Genomic DNA, 19,340 nt, shown 5'->3' with positions numbered 1-19,340 from the left:
TAACATACAGGCATTATTCCGTTATTGTCTGGCTAATCGACTAATTTCTGGAACAAACTCACAATTACTACGCCAAGGATTGATGTCTAATCCACCGCGTCGCGTATATCTGGCATAAACAGTTAATGTCTCTGGCTTACATAATTGCATGATATCGTGGAAAATTCGCTCAACACACTGTTCATGAAATTCATTGTGTTGTCTAAATGAAACTAAATAGCGCAGTAGTTTTTCACGATCAATCTTTTTACCCTTGTATTGAATAGCAACTGATCCCCAATCTGGTTGATGGGTAATAAGGCAATTTGATTTTAACAGATGGCTGACAAGGGTTTCTTCAACCAGTGTATCGGTTGTTGATTCGTTTAACCATTGCACATCAAACTGATAATTATCAATTTCAATATCTTGTTCATCAATACACTCTCCAGCAAAATCAACAATAGGTTGTGATGTAAAATGCGAAAGTGGATAAATGGTCAGATTAATTTTGCCTTTAGCACAAGTCGTTAAATCTTTAAGCAAGGTTTTTTCGACGATATCCCAACTTTCAAAACGAGTTTGATTAAAACTATTGAGATATAATTTAAAACTTTTAGATTCAATGAGATTTTCAGTAGTTGCATCTAATTCAACATGACCAATAGCAACTTGTGGTAAGCCTTTGCTATTGAGCCATGAGAGCTCATACATAGTCCAAATATCACCACCATGAAAAGGTAAATTTTCAGCAGTTAAAGAGAGTGAGTCTCGATTTAGGCTACGTGGTACACCTTGCAATAATCCGGCATCATATTGATTATGATATTGCGTCTCTTTGCCCAGAGATAATGCTTCAAGAGATTTATCGCCTTGATATAAAGACATAATTTACATCCTAACTTTAGCTGAAAATAAAAGAAGGTTAATTATACTATTGAAACATCAATAGTATATGAATGCTTTATTTTTGATGCTCTGAATTAGTGACATAATCAGGTAACATAAAGGAAATTCTTATTTAAATAGATAAAACAGATAATCATGATTGAAAATATCTCCTCTGAATTAAAAACCTTTACGCAAAAATATGTTGATTTGTGGCAAGAAAAATCAGGTTTACCTCCTGCAAGTGAAGATCTTTATGGTGTTCCTTCTATTTGTATATCAAGAACAGGTGATGAAGTTGTTTACTGGTTACCGCAACCTTTTGTAGGAACAGATAAACTAGAAAAAGTTGAAAAAGCGATGGGAATTATTATTCGTCCTGAATTGCACGATTATTTTACCACTCAGTATGCTGGTGATATGCAGGTTCGTTTTAGAGAGGTAGATTTCAGCTTGATCCAAGTGTGGAGTGAAGAGGATTTTATTCGCTTGCAAGAAAATATTATTGGTCATTTGGTAACTCAAAAGCGTTTAAAACTTACCCCCACATTGTTTATTGGCACCACAGATTCGGAAAATGAAATAATTTCTGTGTGCAATGTTTCCGGTGAAGTCATTCTGGAAACGTTCGGTAAAAAGAAAAGAGAAGTTTTGGCTGAAAATTTATCTCTTTTTCTATCAGAATTAGTCGCTGTATATAATGAGTAATGTAGTCTATAAACCTTTTTTCTTGTGAGATATATCTTACAAAAAAGTGTGTATATTTTTACCAAAAAACGTCACGAATAAAAATAAAATTGATTTATTTAAGTAAAGCAATAAGTTAATAACTTATTGTTTTTATTTATAGTTATGGCGCTTTAATTGTTTTTGTTTAGTGGGTTGTTTAACTAATCAATTATTGGCATTCTACGTCCACCAACTAAGGGACTGTTTGGTAACCGATAAAATGTAGAGTAATCAAGGACACAGGAAATAGGATATTTCCATTAATGTGGATACGGACTTAATCACAGGGATAGATAAAAACGGTTTTGCTTGGACGCATGTGTTGTACAGACAACTATTTTTCTTGTCTAAAAGGAGTTTCGGCTCCTTTTATTTTTTTATTTGTTTTCTGCTATTCCATCCCAATGTTATCCTTATTCGTAAGTTTTATATAAGGGATAAATGATGACACCAGAACAACGCATTTTAGCAAAATTGCTCTTGATTGAAGAAGAGATGAAGAACATTGAGCTATGGCAATTAGAGTCTCCTACTGAACAAGCATTTGAAAGTGTTGAGCCTTTCTGTATTGATACAATGAGTGCTCATGAATGGTTACAGTGGGTATTAATTCCGAGATTGTCATCAATGATTGAAAACGAGATACCATTACCTAATACATTTGCAATCGCACCTTATTATGAAGAAGCATTTAAAGAAGATAAGAGTCGAGATGTTACTGATTTACTCAATCATTTGCGTGAACTTGACGCAATGTTTAAATCATAAGGTCGATAATGCTAGATATTATTTATCAAGATGAACATCTTGTTGCGGTGAATAAACCTGCGGGTTGGCTTGTTCACCGCAGTTGGTTAGATAGACATGAAACAGTGTTTGTGATGCAGACACTAAGAGATCAAATAGGGCAACATGTTTTTCCTGTGCATCGTCTAGATAGGCCTACATCAGGTGTTCTATTAATGGCGCTTTCTTCAGATGTTGCTAGGGCGCTATCTCAATCTTTTGAACAACATAAAACAGAAAAAATATATCATGCTGTTGTCCGAGGATACGTTGAAGAAGCATCTGTTATTGATAGCCCTTTAGTCGAGGAACTCGACAAAATTGCAGATAAATTTGCAACCCAACCTCCACAAATTCAAGATTGCGTGACGCACTGCCAGCCATTAGGAACTGTTGAAAAAGAGGTTGCGATTGGGCGTTATCCTACATCTCGATTTAGTTTATTAGAACTACGTCCTGAAACAGGGCGCAAGCATCAATTACGTCGCCATATGTCTCATATTCGACACCCAATTATTGGTGATACTGCTCATGGTGATTTACGTCAAAACCGTGGTGTTGTAAATCATTTTCAATCTCATCGCTTGATGTTACATGCAAGCCATCTAAACTTAATTCATCCAATCACATTGCAACCACTTAACTTAACAGCTAAATGGGATCTGTCTTGGCAACACCTGATTAATCAATTTGGTTGGCGTGGATTAAGACCTGAATTAGAGCAGTATGGTGAAGATTTAGCTCATCATTTTTAATTCCTTTCTTAACTTCAAATATTACTTTCTATACGTGACTATTAAGGCTTTTTTACTTAAGTCTTAATGGTTTGCGCAAATTTATAATCTATTTTAACTATTTGTAAAATATATAATTCTATTAATTGATCTGATCACATGTTTGAAACGTGACAGCTATCATGTATTCATTAAGCGATTTATTTTATGATGTGAAATAAATAAGGCTTATCATTAGATAAGTTTATGAAATAAAACCCACACTACTTTAAACAAATAAAAACTTACAACATATAAAACCCACATTCCGGGAGTCTGCTTGATGTTTAAAAACCTATTTGTTGTTTTACAAAAAATCGGAAAGTCCTTGATGTTACCGGTATCTGTACTGCCTATTGCCGGTATTTTATTAGGGGTTGGTTCCGCTGATCTTTCATGGATCCCTTCTTCTGTTTCTCAAGTTATGGCAGAGGCTGGTGGTTCGGTTTTCTCTAATATGCCACTTATTTTTGCCATTGGTGTTGCGTTAGGTTTTACCAATAATGATGGGGTATCAGCACTGGCGTCTGTTGTGGCTTATGGCATTATGTCTAAAACCATGATTGTGGTTGCTCCTTGGGTTTTAGGTTTAACACCAGCAGAAATTGAGGCTCAGCACCTTACTGATACAGGGGTATTAGGGGGGATCATCGCTGGTATTATTGCCGCCTCTATGTTTAACCGTTTTTATCGAATTAAATTACCTGAGTATTTAGGATTTTTTGCCGGAAAACGTTTTGTTCCTATTATTTCAGGCTTAATCGCTATTTTTGTTGGGATTATTTTAGCCTTTATTTGGCCTCCTATCGGTACAGCTATCCAGCGTTTTTCTGAATGGGCGGCGTATCAAAACCCAGCCGTTGCTTTTGGTATTTACGGTGTTGTAGAGCGTGCATTAGTACCATTTGGCTTACACCATATCTGGAACGTGCCGTTCCAAATGCAAGTGGGTGAATACGTAAATAGTGCAGGACAGGTATTCCACGGTGACATTCCTCGCTATATGGCTGGTGATCCAACTGCGGGCATGTTGTCAGGTGGCTTTTTATTTAAGATGTTTGGTTTGCCAGCTGCGGCTATTGCGATATGGCATTCAGCACGTCCTGAGAATCGTGTAAAAGTAGGCGGTATCATGATTTCAGCGGCATTAACTGCCTTTTTAACAGGGATCACTGAACCTATCGAATTCTCATTTATGTTCGTCGCACCTATTCTTTATGTTATTCACGCTATTTTAGCGGGCTTAGCATTTGTTATTTGTATCTTGTTAGGTATGCGTGATGGTACGAGTTTCTCTCATGGTTTAATTGACTTTATCGTATTGAGTGGCAATAGCAGCAAACTGTATCTATTCCCAATTATTGGCATACTTTATGCGATAACTTATTACTCTATTTTCCGTTTCTTAATCGTGAAACTAAACCTGAAAACCCCGGGCAGAGAAGTGGAAGATAAAAACGCGAAACAAGCTGATAAAAGTGCTATGGGACAATCTTTAGTCGCTGCGTTTGGTGGTAAAGATAATATCAGTAGTTTAGATGCTTGTATTACTCGTTTACGTATTGGCGTTAAAGAAATTGAAAAAGTAGATCGTGATGAGTTGAAAAGATTAGGTGCTGCTGGTGTTGTGGTTGTTGGCTCTGGTATTCAAGCGATTTTTGGCCCTAAATCAGATAACTTAAAAACCGAAATGGATGAATATATGAGGTCTTTAGGTAACGATAAATAGCTCACTATATTTTCACACTAAATCATAAAGCACTCCCATGTAAAACTCGGGAGTGTTTTTTTATTGCAATAATATTTATGCTGGCTATGCCATTCTATTAATTATTAAATAGAGTGGAGAAATATCATGCTACCCGTCAAAAGTAATCATAGAAGTTTTATATTATCCATAACAGATATAAATGATAAAAAAAATAGAGAGAGTGCTGTATTCGATAAAAATAACATTTCACTTTTTTTTAAAAAAGGAAATGATAATATTTTTATTCTTAATAAGGATAAGGATTTTTTATTAAATAATATAAAAAAAGAATTAGATAATTCAATTGATAAATATACTAATCATGGTAAAAATAAAAAACATCTAAAAAAACTGGAAGACAGGATTAACTCAGGAGGCGTTAAAACTTTTTTTGATAGTAAAGATAAAATAATCAGTGTGAAAAATATTAATGATATCGGTGATATCGAAAAAATATTTACTGGTTTGCTTTCCTATAAAAAAAAGGACAGCTTTTTTAATAAAGTGAAAAATAATATTTATAATGCTAGTTCTCTTGAAAAAATTGTTTTTAATGATGATAGTCCAATTATAAATAACTTTATAAGCCATAAAGGTCAGTTTTATAAAATAGATCATATTAATGAAAGTTTATATAATAAGAGTAATGGTGGTAATAATTTATTGAATATATTTTCAAATGAAAATAATAATATTGGCTTTCATGGATGTAATTTATCTATTATGAAAATGGAAGATGAGATACAAACTAATCAGGAGAGTTATTGCAAGGTTGATATAATACCTTCCATCAAGGACACACTATGTGAAATTAAAAAAATTGAAAATGAAATTAAATTAATTGAAAATGAATTGCATTCAAAAGTAAGTAGCCATAAAAAAATAGTCGATGTAGCTTTAGCAATAAATAACATTGTTGATTTTTTAGGTTATAAAGATATATCTAAAATAAATATTGATATGTTAACTAGGAAGAAAAGCGAAATTAATAATGAATTTGATATTGTTAGACAGTTAAATTCAAATGAAAAGATAGAAGATGAACATAGATTAATAGAATTTAAATCTAGCTTAGAAAAAATAAAAACTATAAAAAATGAATATTATAAATCCATTGAATCGACTAGTGATTTTAGAATTGCATTGTTAATTGAGGTGGATAATAAATTGAAAGGATATACTGCTGGGGTTAATAGTGAAATTCAAAAAGAAAATGTTTTATTAAATATTAATGAAATTGCTTCATTACTTTTTATTAATAATAATTCTCTAGAGAATGGTAATGGCTTTTTTTCTAAAGCATATAAGTTTTTCTTTCCTAAATCATATCAGAAACGACTCGATATCAATAATAAAACCCATGACAATATAATGAAAGTACATGAAAATTTAAATATTATACTAAATAGCGATGCTTTTAACGGTGGAAAACTACCCGAATGGGCTAATAAATTAATAACAAAAACGCTAAAGGAATCAAAACCTAAAAATGATATATTTTGGTTTTTTTCAAAAGAAAGAAATGAATGGAATAAAATTTATAATACTCTTTTGTTAAATAAGTAAATATGTGGCTTATGTGGTGTTTCTTTATCCTTTGTTTTGATATAAACCGTTATTAATTAATGACGATTTATATCTATTAAATCAATTTAAATATTAATATAAAAATATAAATTAGACATTAAATTAATAAAATAAGTATTTTTTCATTTATTCTACTGAATTAGAGGATGATATGAAGTAATTAACGACCCTGAAGCTTGAGATAAAGGTTAAATTTCTATATGTTAGGCAAGCTAAGTTTATTGAATTTTAAACCGTATAAAGTAGGTAGTTATGATGGCTAAAATCGGCATTTTTGTAGGTACTGTTTATGGCAATGCATTGGCGGTAGCTGAAGAAGCGCAGCGTATTTTGCTTGAGCATAAACATCAAGCCAATATTTATGAAGAAGGCACACTTGCTGATTGGCAAAAATATACCACCGTATTAATTATTACATCAACGACAGGGCAAGGGGATTTACCTGACACTATTGCGCCGTTATATCATGAGTTACGCGATAATGTTGGATATCAACCCGCTTTAAATTATGGCTTAATTGCGTTGGGCGATAGTAGTTACGACAATTTTTGTGGTGGTGGTATGCAATTTGAAGCACTACTGCAAGAACATCAAGCTAAACGTATCGGTGAGATATTGAAAATTGATGGTATGGAAATCGCAGAACCTGAGATGTTTGCCATAGAGTGGTTAGAACACTGGGCTAAGCTATTAAATTAATATTTATTTTCTTATCACTATGTTCAAAATAATATCTTATTAAAAATAACGCCGCACAATGATGTTCATTAGCGGCGTTATTTCTTTGTATTAATCTGAAAAATTATTTTAACTAAATTTTCAAAATGACTTTTATCTCATTGATTAACGACGAGTCAGTTTTTCTAAATCTGCTTCAATTTCAGCAATTTTATTAGCTACAACATGTTCAAGGTGGCGCAAGTCGTCTAGGATTTTATGTTTTAAATCGACTTCTACTTGGTCTTGCTGGCAAATTTGATCTAATTCTTCAATAACATAACGTAAGTTAGTATTGATTTCATTTACTTCTTTAAAGCCTTGTCCTGATTGACCATCAGAAATTGTTTTACGTTGGCGCGGATATTTAAATTTTACGCTTTTTGCAAAAAATTCACCTTTGTCTTTGCGAAAATAGATTTTTAAAATATCGTTGTTAGCTTCTTGGCGTAGAGTATAGCGGTCAATATCTTCAGGATGCGGGATCCCTAAATTTTTTAAATTATCGTACATATATTGGCACCTGATAGAAAGATGAATGAAAGAATAGCGAACAGAATTAATTCTATCCGCTGTTCTTATATTAGTCGATAGTTCTTAACAATTCATTAATACCAACTTTTCCACGCGTTTTTGCGTCAACTTTTTTTACGATCACAGCACAGTAAAGACTGTAGCTTCCATCTTTAGAGGGTAAATTGCCCGACACAACAACAGAGCCAGCAGGGACTCGGCCATAATGCACTTCGCCTGTTTCTCTGTCATAAATCTTAGTACTTTGACCAATATAAACACCCATTGAAATAACGGCGCCTTCTTCGACAATAACACTCTCAACAATTTCAGAGCGAGCACCAATAAAACAGTTATCTTCGATAATGGTTGGATTTGCTTGTAGTGGTTCTAAAACGCCACCAATACCAACACCACCAGAGAGATGGACATTTTTCCCGATCTGAGCACATGAACCGACTGTTGCCCATGTATCAACCATGCTACCTTCATCGACGTAAGCACCAATGTTGACATACGATGGCATTAAAACAGTGTTGCGGGCGATGTAAGCCCCTTGTCTAACCGCTGCGGGAGGAACAACACGAAAGCCTTCTTTTTCAAAACGTGCTTGATCATAATTAGCAAATTTCATAGGTACTTTGTCAAAATAGCGACTTTCATTACCATCTATCACTTGATTGTGATTAATACGAAAAGAGAGCAGAACTGCTTTTTTTAACCATTGATGAGTCACCCACTGACCGTCAATTTTTTCCGCGACCCGCAGTTTTCCGCTGTCTAGCAGTGCAATAACGCTATTAATGGCATCACGAATATGAGGCTCAACGTTGTTTGGAGTGATATCAGCACGATGTTCGAAGGCGTTATCAATAATAGATTGTAATGCTTGCATTAATAGTATTTCCTATATGTATTGTCGTGGGTTCCTATATTTTATCCTTTGAAACTAGGGCTTTTGTCAACCTTTCTACGACTTCATCCTTCATTTTTTGGTTTAATGCCTTATTTTCGCTATCAGTTAATACGAAGAAATCCTCAACACGTTCGCCTATTGTGGTTATTCTGGCACCATGTAATGAAAGTGAAAGATCAGCAAAAACTTTACCAATAATTGCTAATAATCCCGGTCGATCTCGTGCAAATAGTTCCATATAGGTGCGCTTATTATGGTTAGAAGCGATAAAGTTAATTTTTGTCGGAACGTCAAAATGGCGTAATTTGGCTGGTAATGAGCGTGTTTTTGCATTGGTATTATAAGGGGCGGATACAACTTGGATCAGAGCATTGCGGATTGCATTATATCTATCAATCGCCAGAGGTTTACCATTAGGCTCTAACACAATAAAGGTGTCCATAGCCATATTATCGCGGTTAGTAAAAATTTGAGCATTATGGATACTTAAATTACGTCTATCTAATTCACCTGCAACAGATGCGAAAAGGGATGGCCTATCAGCACACCAAATAAAGATTTCAGTACCGCCATGTTCAGTTTGTTGACTGATTAGCACCATAGGTTCAGCACTATTATGTTCAATTAATGCAAGTGCATGCCATGCAATTTGTTCAGGAGTGTGTCGTAAAAAATAGTCGGCATGGCAGCGCCCCCAAATTGCTTGCAATTTATCTTCATCTACCTGTTCCATTCGTAAAATAGTTAGTGCTTGCAAACGATGGTGGCGAATACGTTCACGTAAATCAGGAATAGAGTGCATACCTTGGCGTAACTGGTTTTCTGTTGATAGAAAAAGTTCACGTAATAGGCTCTGTTTCCAGCTATTCCATAGACTGCTATTGGTTGCACAGATATCCGCAACGGTTAAGCACAAAAGATAACGCAATCGGCTCTCATTTTTTACTTCTGATGCAAACTGAAAAATAATGTCAGGATCTTGGATATCACGTCGTTGCGCTGTAACAGACATAAGTAAGTGATGACTAACAAGCCATTCAACTAAGGCCGATTCTCTCTGATTTAAACCATGTTGCTGAGCAAAATGAACAACGTCTTGAGCCCCTAATACAGAGTGATCACCATGGCGACCTTTGGCTATATCATGAAAAAGTGCAGCTAAACGTAATAATTCAAGTTGAGGAAGTTTGGGATAAATATCAACACAAAGCGGATGTTGTTCGTGGTTTTCATAAAAACCAAAACTTTCAAGTTTTTGTAAAACACGAATTGTATGCTCATCAACGGTATAGGCATGGAATAAATCAAACTGCATTTGACCTACAATATTATTCCATTGCGGGAAATAAGCCGCGAGTACACTGTGTTTATGCATTGGAACAAATGCACCAGAAACCGCACGAGGATGGCGTAATATCTGCATAAAAACTTGACGTGCGAGTGGGTACTCACATAAAGGCTGTACTAAATGTCGGCGAGCGTAACGTAAATGGCGGAGTGTTGTTGAATAAATTCCTGTGATCTCTTTATGTTCAGCCATACGTAAAAAGAGACGCATAATAGCGATAGGATCATCAAGGAAGCAACTGTCATCAACAACATCAATTAAAGAACCTCTTAATTGAAATTCATTGTCTAACGGGCGCGGTTTTACATTAGGTTGCAGAGCAAGAATCGCTTCGTCAAATAGCTGAAGTAACATGTCATTTAACTCACTGACACGACGAGTTACGCGATAATAATCTTTCATCATTTTTTCAACGGGCTGATTGCCTTCACCTTCATAATTTAAAAGTTGAGCAACGTTGAGTTGTCTATCAAACAAAAGGCGATTGTCATAGCGAGAAAGCACAAGATGGAGTGCAAAACGAATTTTCCATAGCGTGTATTGGCACTCTAATAGCTCTTGCCCTTCTGCTGGTGTTAAAAAGCCAAAATTGACCATTTCAGAAACGGATGCAGCACCAAAATGGCGATGTGCCACCCAAATTAGAGTATGGATATCGCGTAGTCCACCTGGGCTACTTTTGATATCAGGTTCTAGATTATAACTGGTGCTATGGTATCGCTGATGTCTCTGTTTTTGTTCTTCAACTTTTGCAGCAAAAAAATCAGGTGACGGCCAAAATCCTTGGCTAAAAATGTGATTAATTAAATGCTGATAAAGTGAGCTATTCCCACAAATAAGACGTGCTTCTAACAAGTTTGTTGCAACCGTTAAGTCTGAAAGACCTTCTAAAAGACATTCTTCCATTGTTCTAACACTGGCACCAATTTCAAGACGTACATCCCACAGTAATGTAATGAGTTTGCTGACTTTATCTTCTACTTCTGGTGATAAAGGTGTTTCACTTAAAAAGAGAAGATCAATATCAGAAAGTGGATGTAATTCTTGTCTACCATAACCACCGACCGCAATGATACTAAGATCTGGATAAGCGGATAATTGTGTATAGCACCACAATTGCGTTAAGAGTTGGTCAATGAAATGGCTACGGGCTTGAAGTAGTAAAGCTACATCAACATCATGGTGAAAAGCCTCTGTTAACCAAGACTGAAATTGTTCAATTGATTGCTTAAGCTCAGCACAATTTTGGGTGTTTTCTGTCAGCAAAAAAGGGGAAGGGGGCGGTGTTTGAAATGCGTTTTTATTAGTCATTGTTCGTCTTCTTTCTCAATGTTTGCTTATGACATTAAGACTAATGTTAAAACGATAACCTGACTAGTGATTCTGCTATTTTGTAGCAAATAAAATAAAAAAAGAGCGACACATCTCGAAAAGATATGTCGCTTTTACATTTTTAGCTAAAAAAGAAGATTATTCGTTGACTAATACTGCAGAAATAAACGGTTCTTCTTCTTTACGTAGTGTCATGATTTCACAGCCATTATCGGTAACGACTAACGTATGTTCGTATTGTGCTGACCAACCTCTGTCTTTAGTTTTAACAGTCCAGCCATCTTTCATTGTACGAATACGGTAATCACCTGTGTTTACCATTGGCTCAATGGTGAATGCCATGCCTTTTTGTAGCACAACACCGCTATCATCTGCATCGTAGTGTAAAACTTGAGGCTCTTCATGGAATCCTTCACCAATACCGTGACCACAATATTCTCGAACAACAGAATAGTCATGACCTTCAACAAACTTTTGAATTGCTTTGCCAAGTTCACGTAAGCGAATACCTGGTTTTACCATTTTAATAGCAAGGTAGAGGCTTTCTTGGGTGATACGACATAAACGTTCACCTTGTATTGTTGGTTTACCTACGATAAACATTTTTGAAGTATCGCCATGAAAACCATCTTTAATGACAGTGACATCAATATTAACAATATCGCCATCTTTAAGGATTTTTTCTTCGCTAGGAATACCGTGGCAAATAACATCGTTAACCGAAATACAGACTGATTTAGGGAAACCATGATAGTTAAGACAAGCAGGAATAGCCTGTTGTGCGTTAACAATATGTTCATGACAAATACGGTCTAATTCAGCGGTGTTTACGCCAGGTTTTACGAACGGTGCGATAATTTCAAGAACTTCTGCCGCAAGACGACCTGCGACGCGCATTTTTTGAATATCTTCTTCTGTCTTGATTACAATAGCCATTTGAGTTCTTCGTCTAGATTAAAAGCCACAATACGAATTAGATAACACGCTTTGTTGTATTCATATTTTGTATTGCAGGTTAAATGAATGATGATGAGAAATAATTCTGATTACCATTTATGATATCAGCAGAAAGTAGGTGTGCCAATAAAGAGGATGTGTGCAATCTGTCTGATATCGAGAATAATGACGAACATTACGCCTTCTTAATCTGATTGTCTTTACATATTGCGCTTTTCTATTGGTGTTTTTCTAGCAAATTGATATTAGAGCAATATTTATCATCATTGCGTGAATACCGCTTTTTCCTTTGTTCAAATGATGTGTCTTTATGCCAAATAAGCCTATGGCAAACGTAAGTAATAGTGGTTTCTTAAGGTTATTTATGGTATAAAGCGCGCCGGAGTTCTGTTATTGCATCACCACGTGAGTAATAGCAGTAAATCTGAAACATTCAATTGTGTTAATTACACACACAAATCGGCACATAACGCCGGGGTGCTCTTATGTGAAGGTTTTAGCCTTTACAGCTGATGAGTCGGTCGTATGGGATTTGTGGACGAAATAACCCCAAATTTAAATTTATAGAGGTCTAAAATGGCAACTGTTTCAATGCGCGATATGCTGCAAGCCGGTGTTCACTTCGGTCACCAAACTCGTTACTGGAATCCAAAAATGAAACCATTCATCTTTGGTGCGCGTAACAAAGTTCATATCATTAACTTGGAAAAAACTGTTCCAATGTTCAATGAAGCTCTGGTTGAACTGAACAAAATTGCTTCTCGTAAAGGCAAAATCCTGTTTGTTGGTACTAAGCGCTCTGCCGTTGAAGCTGTTAAAGAAGCAGCAGAAAGCTGTGACCAGTTTTATGTAAACCACCGCTGGTTAGGCGGTATGCTGACTAACTGGAAAACTGTTCGTCAGTCAATCAAACGCCTGAAAGATTTAGAATCACAATCTCAGGACGGTACTTTTGACAAACTGACCAAGAAAGAAGCGTTAATGCGTTCTCGTGAACTTGGTAAGTTAGAAAACAGCCTGGGTGGTATCAAAGACATGGGCGGTTTACCTGACGCTCTGTTTGTTATCGATGCTGAACACGAACACATTGCTATCAAAGAAGCAAACAACCTGGGTATTCCAGTATTTGCTATCGTTGATACTAACTCTGATCCAGATGGTATCGACTTCATTATCCCTGGTAATGACGATGCAATCCGTGCGGTTAAATTATATCTGACCGCTGCAGCTACAGCTGTTCGTGAAGGTCGTTCTCAAGATCTGGCTGTTCAGGCTGAAGAAGGCTTAGTCGAAGCTGAATAATAAGGCATGCTCGTAAGAGCCCTTATTTAACCAGGTATTGCTATATATTGGTTAGGGGGCCTCAATAGGCCCCCTTTACACATCTGCTATGAGAACATCTATGGCTAGTCCATAGAAAAGTCGAGGAAGAAACAAATGTCTGGAATTACCGCTGCATTGGTAAAAGAACTGCGTGAACGTACTGGCGCAGGCATGATGGAATGTAAAAAAGCGCTGGTTGAAGCTAATGGTGATATCGAATTAGCAATCGACAACATGCGTAAATCAGGTCAAGCTAAAGCGGCTAAAAAAGCAGGCCGTGTTGCTGCTGAAGGTATCATCCTTGCAGAAGTTGCTGCTGATGGTAAATTCGGTGCGCTGGTTGAACTGAACTGTGAAACAGACTTCGTTGCTAAAGATGCTGGTTTCATCGCTTTCGGTAAAGAAGTTATGGCTGCTGTATTAGCAGACAAAACTGACGATATCGATGCTCTGAAAGCTAAATTTGAAGAAGCACGTACTGCATTAGTTGCTAAAATCGGTGAAAACATCAACATTCGTCGTGTTGCTGTATTAGAAGCTGAAGAATTAGGTACTTACCTACACGGTGCTCGCATCGGTGTTTTAGTTTCAGCTAAAGGCGCTAACGAAGAACTGATCAAACACATTGCTATGCACGTTGCTGCAAGCAAACCAGAATATGTTCGTCCTGAAGATGTTCCTGCTGATGTTGTTGAACATGAGCACCAAATTCAGATGGATATCGCAATGCAATCAGGTAAACCACGCGAAATCGCAGAAAAAATGGTTATCGGTCGCATGAACAAATTCACCGGTGAGATTTCTCTGACTGGTCAGCATTTCGTAATGGATCCAAGCAAAACTGTTGGTGAACTGCTGAAAGAAAACAATGCTGATGTTATCAACTTCGTTCGTTTCGAAGTTGGTGAAGGTATTGAGAAAGTTGAAGCTGATTTCGCAGCTGAAGTTGCTGCAATGAGCAAATAATAACGCTTAGCGTTAACAGAACCGCCTAATGGCGGTTCTGTTTTGTTGTAATCTCCACTGGCTGTTTGCTTTTTTTTGTTAAAAAGAGAAGCTATCTAAAACCTCCAATTAACTAATCTGCTTAGGACAGAACACCATGGCTACCAATGCAAAACCTGTATATCAGCGAATTTTATTAAAGCTGAGTGGCGAAGCCCTGCAAGGCGCAGAAGGTTTCGGTATCGATGCGAGCGTACTCGATCGCATGGCTCAGGAAATCAAAGAACTCGTTGAATTAGGTATACAAGTCGGTGTCGTAATTGGCGGTGGTAACTTGTTCCGTGGCGCGGGTCTTGCCGCGGCAGGTATGAACCGTGTTGTGGGTGACCACATGGGAATGCTTGCGACAGTAATGAATGGTTTAGCAATGCGTGATTCATTGCACCGTGCTTATGTAAACGCACGCCTTATGTCAGCATTTCCACTGAATGGTGTTTGCGATAACTATAGTTGGGCAGAAGCAATTAGCTTATTACGCCACGGTCGAGTTGTTATTTTCTCGGCTGGTACAGGCAACCCATTCTTTACTACCGATTCTGCTGCGTGTTTACGCGGTATTGAAATTGAAGCTGACGTTGTATTAAAAGCAACGAAAGTGGACGGCGTTTATTCTGCCGATCCAACCAAAGATCCTGATGCAGTACTTTATGAAACACTGACTTATCAGGATGTATTAGAACGTGAATTGAAAGTCATGGATCTTGCTGCATTCACATTAGCCCGAGATCATAATTTACCTATCCGCGTATTCAATATGAATAAACCGGGTGCATTACGTCGGGTTGTAATGGGTGAAAGTGAAGGAACTTTGATTTCTCACGCTTAATACACAGAGACAACGGTATAATTTGGCGTTAACATCTAGAGTACGCCAATTCATTTATGTCGGTATGATTTCATATCGACTGGAAGATAACCAGTTCCCAAGGGTTTATAACGTGATTAATGAAATCAAAAAAGATGCTCAAGAACGCATGGATAAAAGCGTTGAAGCACTAAAAAGCCAGATTAATAAAGTTCGTACTGGTCGTGCGTCTCCTAGCCTTTTAGATGGCATTGTAGTTGAATACTACGGAGCGCCAACGCCATTAAACCAAGTTGCTAACGTTGTCGCAGAAGATGGCCGTACACTGGCAATCACTGTATTCGACCGTACTTTAGCACCGGCTGTTGAAAAAGCGATTATGGCATCAGATTTAGGCTTAAATCCTTCATCTGCTGGTACCATTATCCGTGTTCCACTGCCTCCGTTAACTGAAGAACGTCGTAAAGACCTAATCAAAGTTGTTCGTGGTGATGCAGAACAAGGTCGCGTTTCTGTTCGTAATATCCGTCGTGATGCTAATGATAAAGTAAAAGCATTACTGAAAGATAAAGAAATTAGCGAAGATGATGAACGCCGTTCACAAGATGACATTCAGAAGTTAACTGACATGTTTATTAAAAAAATTGATGATGCATTAGCGCTGAAAGAAGCAGAGTTAATGGAATTCTAATTTTTATATCTTTTTTCGATAATGCCGCTTTTTAGCGGCATTATTTTTAATTATTTATTTGAAAATTCGTGCTTAATACCTTCTTTTGTCACATTATTTATTAAAGTTTTCATCTTTAATCCTCATTTACCTTGCCATACTGATATAATTCTCTTTAATTAAAACGTTGTAGACATACTGATTGATTAATAAATGAAACAAATAACTATATTAGGCTCAACAGGATCTATCGGAACTAGCACTCTTTCCGTAATTGAAAATAACCCTGATGAGTATCAGGTTCTTGCTTTAGCCGCAGGAAAAAATGCAGACAAGATGGCGCAACAGTGCCTTGCTTTTCAGCCTAAATACGCTGTGATGTCTGATGAAAAAAGTGCAAATCAACTTAAACAGTTACTCGCTAATACCTCTTGTAAAACAGAAATTCTATCTGGCTCTCATGCGATCAATGAAATAGCAGCTCTTGATGAAGCTGATCAGGTCATGTCTGCTATAACTGGTGTTGCAGGATTAAAACCGACACTTGCAGCCATTGAAAAAGGCAAAAGAATTCTGCTAGCAAATAAAGAATCACTGATAACTAGTGGACGTCTTTTTTTTGATGCAGTTGCTAAATATGGCGCGACAATTCTACCCATTGATAGCGAACATAATGCAATTTATCAAAGCTTACCTAAAGCAATCCAAGAAAATCTAGGTCATGCGTCTTTAGCTAATGAAGGTGTGACAAGTATTTTGTTAACAGGCTCTGGCGGGCCATTTCGCTATACGCCATTAGAAGAGCTGGATGCAATGACGCCAGATCAAGCGTGTGCGCATCCAAATTGGTCTATGGGGCGTAAAATTTCGGTTGATTCTGCAACGATGATGAATAAAGGGCTTGAGTATATTGAAGCTCGTTACTTCTTTAATGCCTCTGAAGAAGAAATGGAAGTCATTATTCATCCACAATCTGTCATTCACTCAATGGTTCGCTATCGTGATGGCAGTATTATTGCTCAAATTGGTGAGCCCGATATGAGAACGCCAATTGCGTACTCAATGGCTTATCCTCATCGCACTCAATCTGGTGCAAAAGCATTAGATTTCTTTGAGATTCAATCTCTAGAGTTTATTCGTCCAGATTATCAACGTTACCCTTGTTTAGCACTTGCTATCGAAGCGTCAAAACGTGGGCAAGCGGCAACAACAGTGTTAAATGCGGCTAATGAAGTGGTTGTTGATGCATTTTTACACGAAAAAGTGAAATTTACTGATATTGCTAAAATTAATCGCAAAGTTGTTGAACATTTTGACCTATCAGAGCCTCAAAGCATTAATGATGTCCTAGAAATTGATAAATTAGCAAGATTAGAAACTCATCAGATAATCACCCAATTTGTATAATGGTGATTATATTTAATATAGGGTGTTTGTTCGTCTTTCTGGCTAATGGTATAGTTGCCGAATCACTAAAGACAATAATGAAAATTAACAGTTCATTACTAAGGCTATTGCTTTAGCAACTTTGAGGCTTTGCCAAAGGCCGTGGGTGACACGGTTTTTTTTTGTGCATAGGTTATCCGAAGAGGACTGTCTGTATCAGTATCAGATTAGCAAAGGGTTAAATTGAGTGAACTTATCCAGTGACGATTCATCCGCATCAAAACCAAAGCATGTTGCTATCATTATGGATGGCAATGGACGCTGGGCTAAAAAGCAAGGGAAACTCCGAGTAACGGGGCATCGCGCGGGAATTAAAGCAGTTCGGGATGCGGTTAGCTTTTCCGTAAAACACAAGATTGAATCACTAACGTTATATGCATTTAGTAGCGAAAACTGGAATAGACCAGAGCAGGAAGTGAGTTCTCTCATGGAATTATTTGTTTTTGCTTTAGATAACGAAGTGAAAAGCCTGCATAAACACAATGTGAAATTGACGGTCATTGGTGATATCAGCCGTTTTAGTCGTCGTTTACAAGACCGAATTAAAAGTTCTGTGGCACTCACAGCGAATAATACAGGGCTTAATTTAAATATTGCGGCTAATTATGGCGGTCGATGGGATATTACTCAAAGCGTTAAACAATTAGCGACATCCCTCGCAAAAGGGGAAATTAGTCTCGAAGATATTAATGAAAATGCAATATCTTCACACCTTTGCTTGCATAATCAACCTGACGTCGATCTTGTTATTCGTACAGGTGGTGAGCATCGTATAAGTAATTTTCTTATTTGGCAGATTGCTTATGCTGAGCTTTATTTTACACAGGTTTTATGGCCTGATTTTGATGAACAAGTTTTTCAGAATGCATTAGATGCTTTTGCTAAACGGGAAAGACGTTTCGGTGGTACTACATCAGAAACAGACACTATAAATCTGGGAGGATAACTTGCTTAAGTATCGTGTCATCACCGCATTAATTTTAATCCCTATTGTTATTGCTGCACTATTTCTACTTCCTCCAGCAGGTTTTGGATTAGTTATTATCGCAATATCAGGCTTAGCAGGTTGGGAATGGGCACAATTTATTGGCTGGCATTCTCAAGGTAAACGTATTGCGACAGGGATCGGTTTTGCTGCATTGTTAGTCGTTATGCAGTTTTCTTTACCTAATTTTGACCACCTACTAGACACTCCAATGATAAAAAATGGTTTGTGGGCAGGTTTAATTTGGTGGGTAGCAGCAATTTTATTAGTTGTAAGTTATCCTAATTCAGCCAATATGTGGAAAAATTCAGTTTTTATTAAGCTATTGTTCGGTATATTGACGATTGTTCCCTTTTATTGTGGCATGATGGCGCTGCGTATGTTGGGTTATAACACTGACACTTATACAGGCGCATGGTGGTTATTGTATGTCATGTTATTAGTTTGGGCTGCCGACTCTGGTGCTTATGCTTTCGGTCGTTTAATGGGTAAACATAAAATGGCACCTAAAGTATCCCCAGGTAAAACCCTCGAAGGGTTAGTTGGTGGGTTGATTACGGCAGGTGTTGCATCGTGGTTATTTACTTATTTTGCACCTGTGACTGAAGTACCCGATAACTTGTTATTAATATCTGGCGTTGTTGTCATCGTATCGGTATTTGGTGATCTAGCAGAAAGCATGTTTAAACGTGTTTCAGGCATTAAAGATAGTAGCCAATTGATACCGGGACATGGCGGTGTGCTTGATAGAATTGATAGTTTGACTGCGGCTATCCCAGTCTTTGCAGGATTGGTCTTTCTGATTTCTTCTGGCTTTAAACTATAAAGGTA

18 protein-coding genes are annotated in these 19,340 nt (G+C 37.0%); 13 read left to right on the top strand and 5 right to left on the bottom strand.

The window, feature by feature from the left end; translation table 11 throughout:
- Window positions 1-21: 21 nt before the first annotated feature.
- Window positions 22-867, bottom strand: coding sequence for an NADPH-dependent 7-cyano-7-deazaguanine reductase QueF (queF, locus tag CBE70_RS06925; protein WP_100158763.1), 846 nt, complete (start codon window positions 865-867; stop codon window positions 22-24).
- 156 nt (window positions 868-1,023) lie between these two features.
- Between queF and syd the strand changes: the two genes are divergently transcribed.
- From syd to CBE70_RS06895, 6 genes are all read left to right on the top strand, one after another.
- Window positions 1,024-1,575, top strand: a complete 552-nt coding sequence (gene syd / locus CBE70_RS06920) for a SecY-interacting protein (protein WP_198585701.1) — start codon at window positions 1,024-1,026, stop codon at window positions 1,573-1,575.
- Between the two features lie 465 nt (window positions 1,576-2,040).
- Window positions 2,041-2,364, top strand: a complete 324-nt coding sequence (locus tag CBE70_RS06915; RefSeq protein WP_100158762.1) for a YqcC family protein — start codon at window positions 2,041-2,043, stop codon at window positions 2,362-2,364.
- A gap of 8 nt (window positions 2,365-2,372) precedes the next feature.
- The gene (gene truC / locus CBE70_RS06910; protein WP_100158761.1) at window positions 2,373-3,137 is read left to right on the top strand and encodes a tRNA pseudouridine(65) synthase TruC; all 765 of its coding nucleotides are present in this window, start codon (window positions 2,373-2,375) and stop codon (window positions 3,135-3,137) included.
- Between the two features lie 301 nt (window positions 3,138-3,438).
- A complete protein-coding gene (ptsG, locus tag CBE70_RS06905) occupies window positions 3,439-4,884 on the top strand; it encodes a PTS glucose transporter subunit IIBC (RefSeq protein WP_100158760.1) in 1,446 nt (481 codons plus the stop codon).
- A 126-nt stretch (window positions 4,885-5,010) separates the two neighbouring features.
- Window positions 5,011-6,471 (top strand): hypothetical protein, encoded by a 1,461-nt coding sequence (locus CBE70_RS06900; protein ID WP_100158759.1) that lies wholly within the window; start codon window positions 5,011-5,013, stop codon window positions 6,469-6,471.
- A 276-nt stretch (window positions 6,472-6,747) separates the two neighbouring features.
- Entirely contained in the window at window positions 6,748-7,191 is a 444-nt protein-coding gene (locus CBE70_RS06895; protein WP_100158758.1) for a flavodoxin, read from the top strand.
- Between the two features lie 144 nt (window positions 7,192-7,335).
- On the opposite strand, the gene CBE70_RS06890 is transcribed toward CBE70_RS06895, so the two are convergent.
- The 4 genes from CBE70_RS06890 to map form a co-directional block, all read right to left on the bottom strand.
- Window positions 7,336-7,722 (bottom strand): DUF3461 family protein, encoded by a 387-nt coding sequence (locus tag CBE70_RS06890; protein WP_006535910.1) that lies wholly within the window; start codon window positions 7,720-7,722, stop codon window positions 7,336-7,338.
- 70 nt (window positions 7,723-7,792) lie between these two features.
- Complete coding sequence (gene dapD / locus CBE70_RS06885) at window positions 7,793-8,617, bottom strand: 2,3,4,5-tetrahydropyridine-2,6-dicarboxylate N-succinyltransferase (RefSeq protein ID WP_100158757.1); 825 nt, start codon at window positions 8,615-8,617, stop codon at window positions 7,793-7,795.
- A 34-nt stretch (window positions 8,618-8,651) separates the two neighbouring features.
- The gene (glnD, locus tag CBE70_RS06880) at window positions 8,652-11,297 is read right to left on the bottom strand and encodes a bifunctional uridylyltransferase/uridylyl-removing protein GlnD (RefSeq protein ID WP_100158756.1); all 2,646 of its coding nucleotides are present in this window, start codon (window positions 11,295-11,297) and stop codon (window positions 8,652-8,654) included.
- Window positions 11,298-11,456: 159 nt separating this feature from the next.
- Window positions 11,457-12,254, bottom strand: coding sequence for a type I methionyl aminopeptidase (map, locus tag CBE70_RS06875; RefSeq protein ID WP_075671708.1), 798 nt, complete (start codon window positions 12,252-12,254; stop codon window positions 11,457-11,459).
- Window positions 12,255-12,851: 597 nt separating this feature from the next.
- On the opposite strand from map, the gene rpsB reads away from it, so the two are divergent.
- The 7 genes from rpsB to cdsA all read left to right on the top strand — a co-directional run bounded on the left by rpsB (window position 12,852) and on the right by cdsA (window position 19,335).
- Complete coding sequence (rpsB, locus tag CBE70_RS06870; protein ID WP_023582712.1) at window positions 12,852-13,577, top strand: 30S ribosomal protein S2; 726 nt, start codon at window positions 12,852-12,854, stop codon at window positions 13,575-13,577.
- A gap of 135 nt (window positions 13,578-13,712) precedes the next feature.
- On the top strand, window positions 13,713-14,564 hold the full coding sequence (gene tsf, locus CBE70_RS06865; RefSeq protein WP_075671706.1) for a translation elongation factor Ts: 852 nt from the start codon (window positions 13,713-13,715) through the stop codon (window positions 14,562-14,564).
- A 136-nt stretch (window positions 14,565-14,700) separates the two neighbouring features.
- Window positions 14,701-15,429, top strand: a complete 729-nt coding sequence (gene pyrH / locus CBE70_RS06860; RefSeq protein ID WP_023582710.1) for a UMP kinase — start codon at window positions 14,701-14,703, stop codon at window positions 15,427-15,429.
- Between the two features lie 112 nt (window positions 15,430-15,541).
- On the top strand, window positions 15,542-16,099 hold the full coding sequence (frr, locus tag CBE70_RS06855) for a ribosome recycling factor (protein ID WP_099074409.1): 558 nt from the start codon (window positions 15,542-15,544) through the stop codon (window positions 16,097-16,099).
- A gap of 192 nt (window positions 16,100-16,291) precedes the next feature.
- Window positions 16,292-17,485, top strand: a complete 1,194-nt coding sequence (ispC, locus tag CBE70_RS06850; protein WP_100158755.1) for a 1-deoxy-D-xylulose-5-phosphate reductoisomerase — start codon at window positions 16,292-16,294, stop codon at window positions 17,483-17,485.
- A 283-nt stretch (window positions 17,486-17,768) separates the two neighbouring features.
- Window positions 17,769-18,470: a polyprenyl diphosphate synthase gene (gene uppS, locus CBE70_RS06845; protein ID WP_023582707.1), complete on the top strand. Its 702-nt coding sequence runs from the start codon at window positions 17,769-17,771 to the stop codon at window positions 18,468-18,470.
- A gap of 1 nt (window position 18,471) precedes the next feature.
- Window positions 18,472-19,335, top strand: coding sequence for a phosphatidate cytidylyltransferase (cdsA, locus tag CBE70_RS06840; RefSeq protein ID WP_100158754.1), 864 nt, complete (start codon window positions 18,472-18,474; stop codon window positions 19,333-19,335).
- Window positions 19,336-19,340 lie beyond the last annotated feature (5 nt).

Source organism: Proteus columbae, from assembly GCF_002777965.1.
In the GTDB taxonomy this organism is placed as follows: Bacteria; Pseudomonadota; Gammaproteobacteria; order Enterobacterales; family Enterobacteriaceae; genus Proteus; species Proteus columbae.
The sequence above is the reverse complement of the archived record's forward strand: the minus strand, read 5'-3'. Positions and strand labels throughout refer to the sequence as shown.

Coding starts and splice junctions, on each gene's coding strand:
- queF (WP_100158763.1), bottom strand. CDS start 867: ATGTCTTTATATCAAGGCGATAAATCTCTTGAAGCATTATCTCTGGGC.
- syd (WP_198585701.1), top strand. CDS start 1,024: ATGATTGAAAATATCTCCTCTGAATTAAAAACCTTTACGCAAAAATAT.
- CBE70_RS06915 (WP_100158762.1), top strand. CDS start 2,041: ATGACACCAGAACAACGCATTTTAGCAAAATTGCTCTTGATTGAAGAA.
- truC (WP_100158761.1), top strand. CDS start 2,373: ATGCTAGATATTATTTATCAAGATGAACATCTTGTTGCGGTGAATAAA.
- ptsG (WP_100158760.1), top strand. CDS start 3,439: ATGTTTAAAAACCTATTTGTTGTTTTACAAAAAATCGGAAAGTCCTTG.
- CBE70_RS06900 (WP_100158759.1), top strand. CDS start 5,011: ATGCTACCCGTCAAAAGTAATCATAGAAGTTTTATATTATCCATAACA.
- CBE70_RS06895 (WP_100158758.1), top strand. CDS start 6,748: ATGGCTAAAATCGGCATTTTTGTAGGTACTGTTTATGGCAATGCATTG.
- CBE70_RS06890 (WP_006535910.1), bottom strand. CDS start 7,722: ATGTACGATAATTTAAAAAATTTAGGGATCCCGCATCCTGAAGATATT.
- dapD (WP_100158757.1), bottom strand. CDS start 8,617: ATGCAAGCATTACAATCTATTATTGATAACGCCTTCGAACATCGTGCT.
- glnD (WP_100158756.1), bottom strand. CDS start 11,297: ATGACTAATAAAAACGCATTTCAAACACCGCCCCCTTCCCCTTTTTTG.
- map (WP_075671708.1), bottom strand. CDS start 12,254: ATGGCTATTGTAATCAAGACAGAAGAAGATATTCAAAAAATGCGCGTC.
- rpsB (WP_023582712.1), top strand. CDS start 12,852: ATGGCAACTGTTTCAATGCGCGATATGCTGCAAGCCGGTGTTCACTTC.
- tsf (WP_075671706.1), top strand. CDS start 13,713: ATGTCTGGAATTACCGCTGCATTGGTAAAAGAACTGCGTGAACGTACT.
- pyrH (WP_023582710.1), top strand. CDS start 14,701: ATGGCTACCAATGCAAAACCTGTATATCAGCGAATTTTATTAAAGCTG.
- ispC (WP_100158755.1), top strand. CDS start 16,292: ATGAAACAAATAACTATATTAGGCTCAACAGGATCTATCGGAACTAGC.
- uppS (WP_023582707.1), top strand. CDS start 17,769: ATGGATGGCAATGGACGCTGGGCTAAAAAGCAAGGGAAACTCCGAGTA.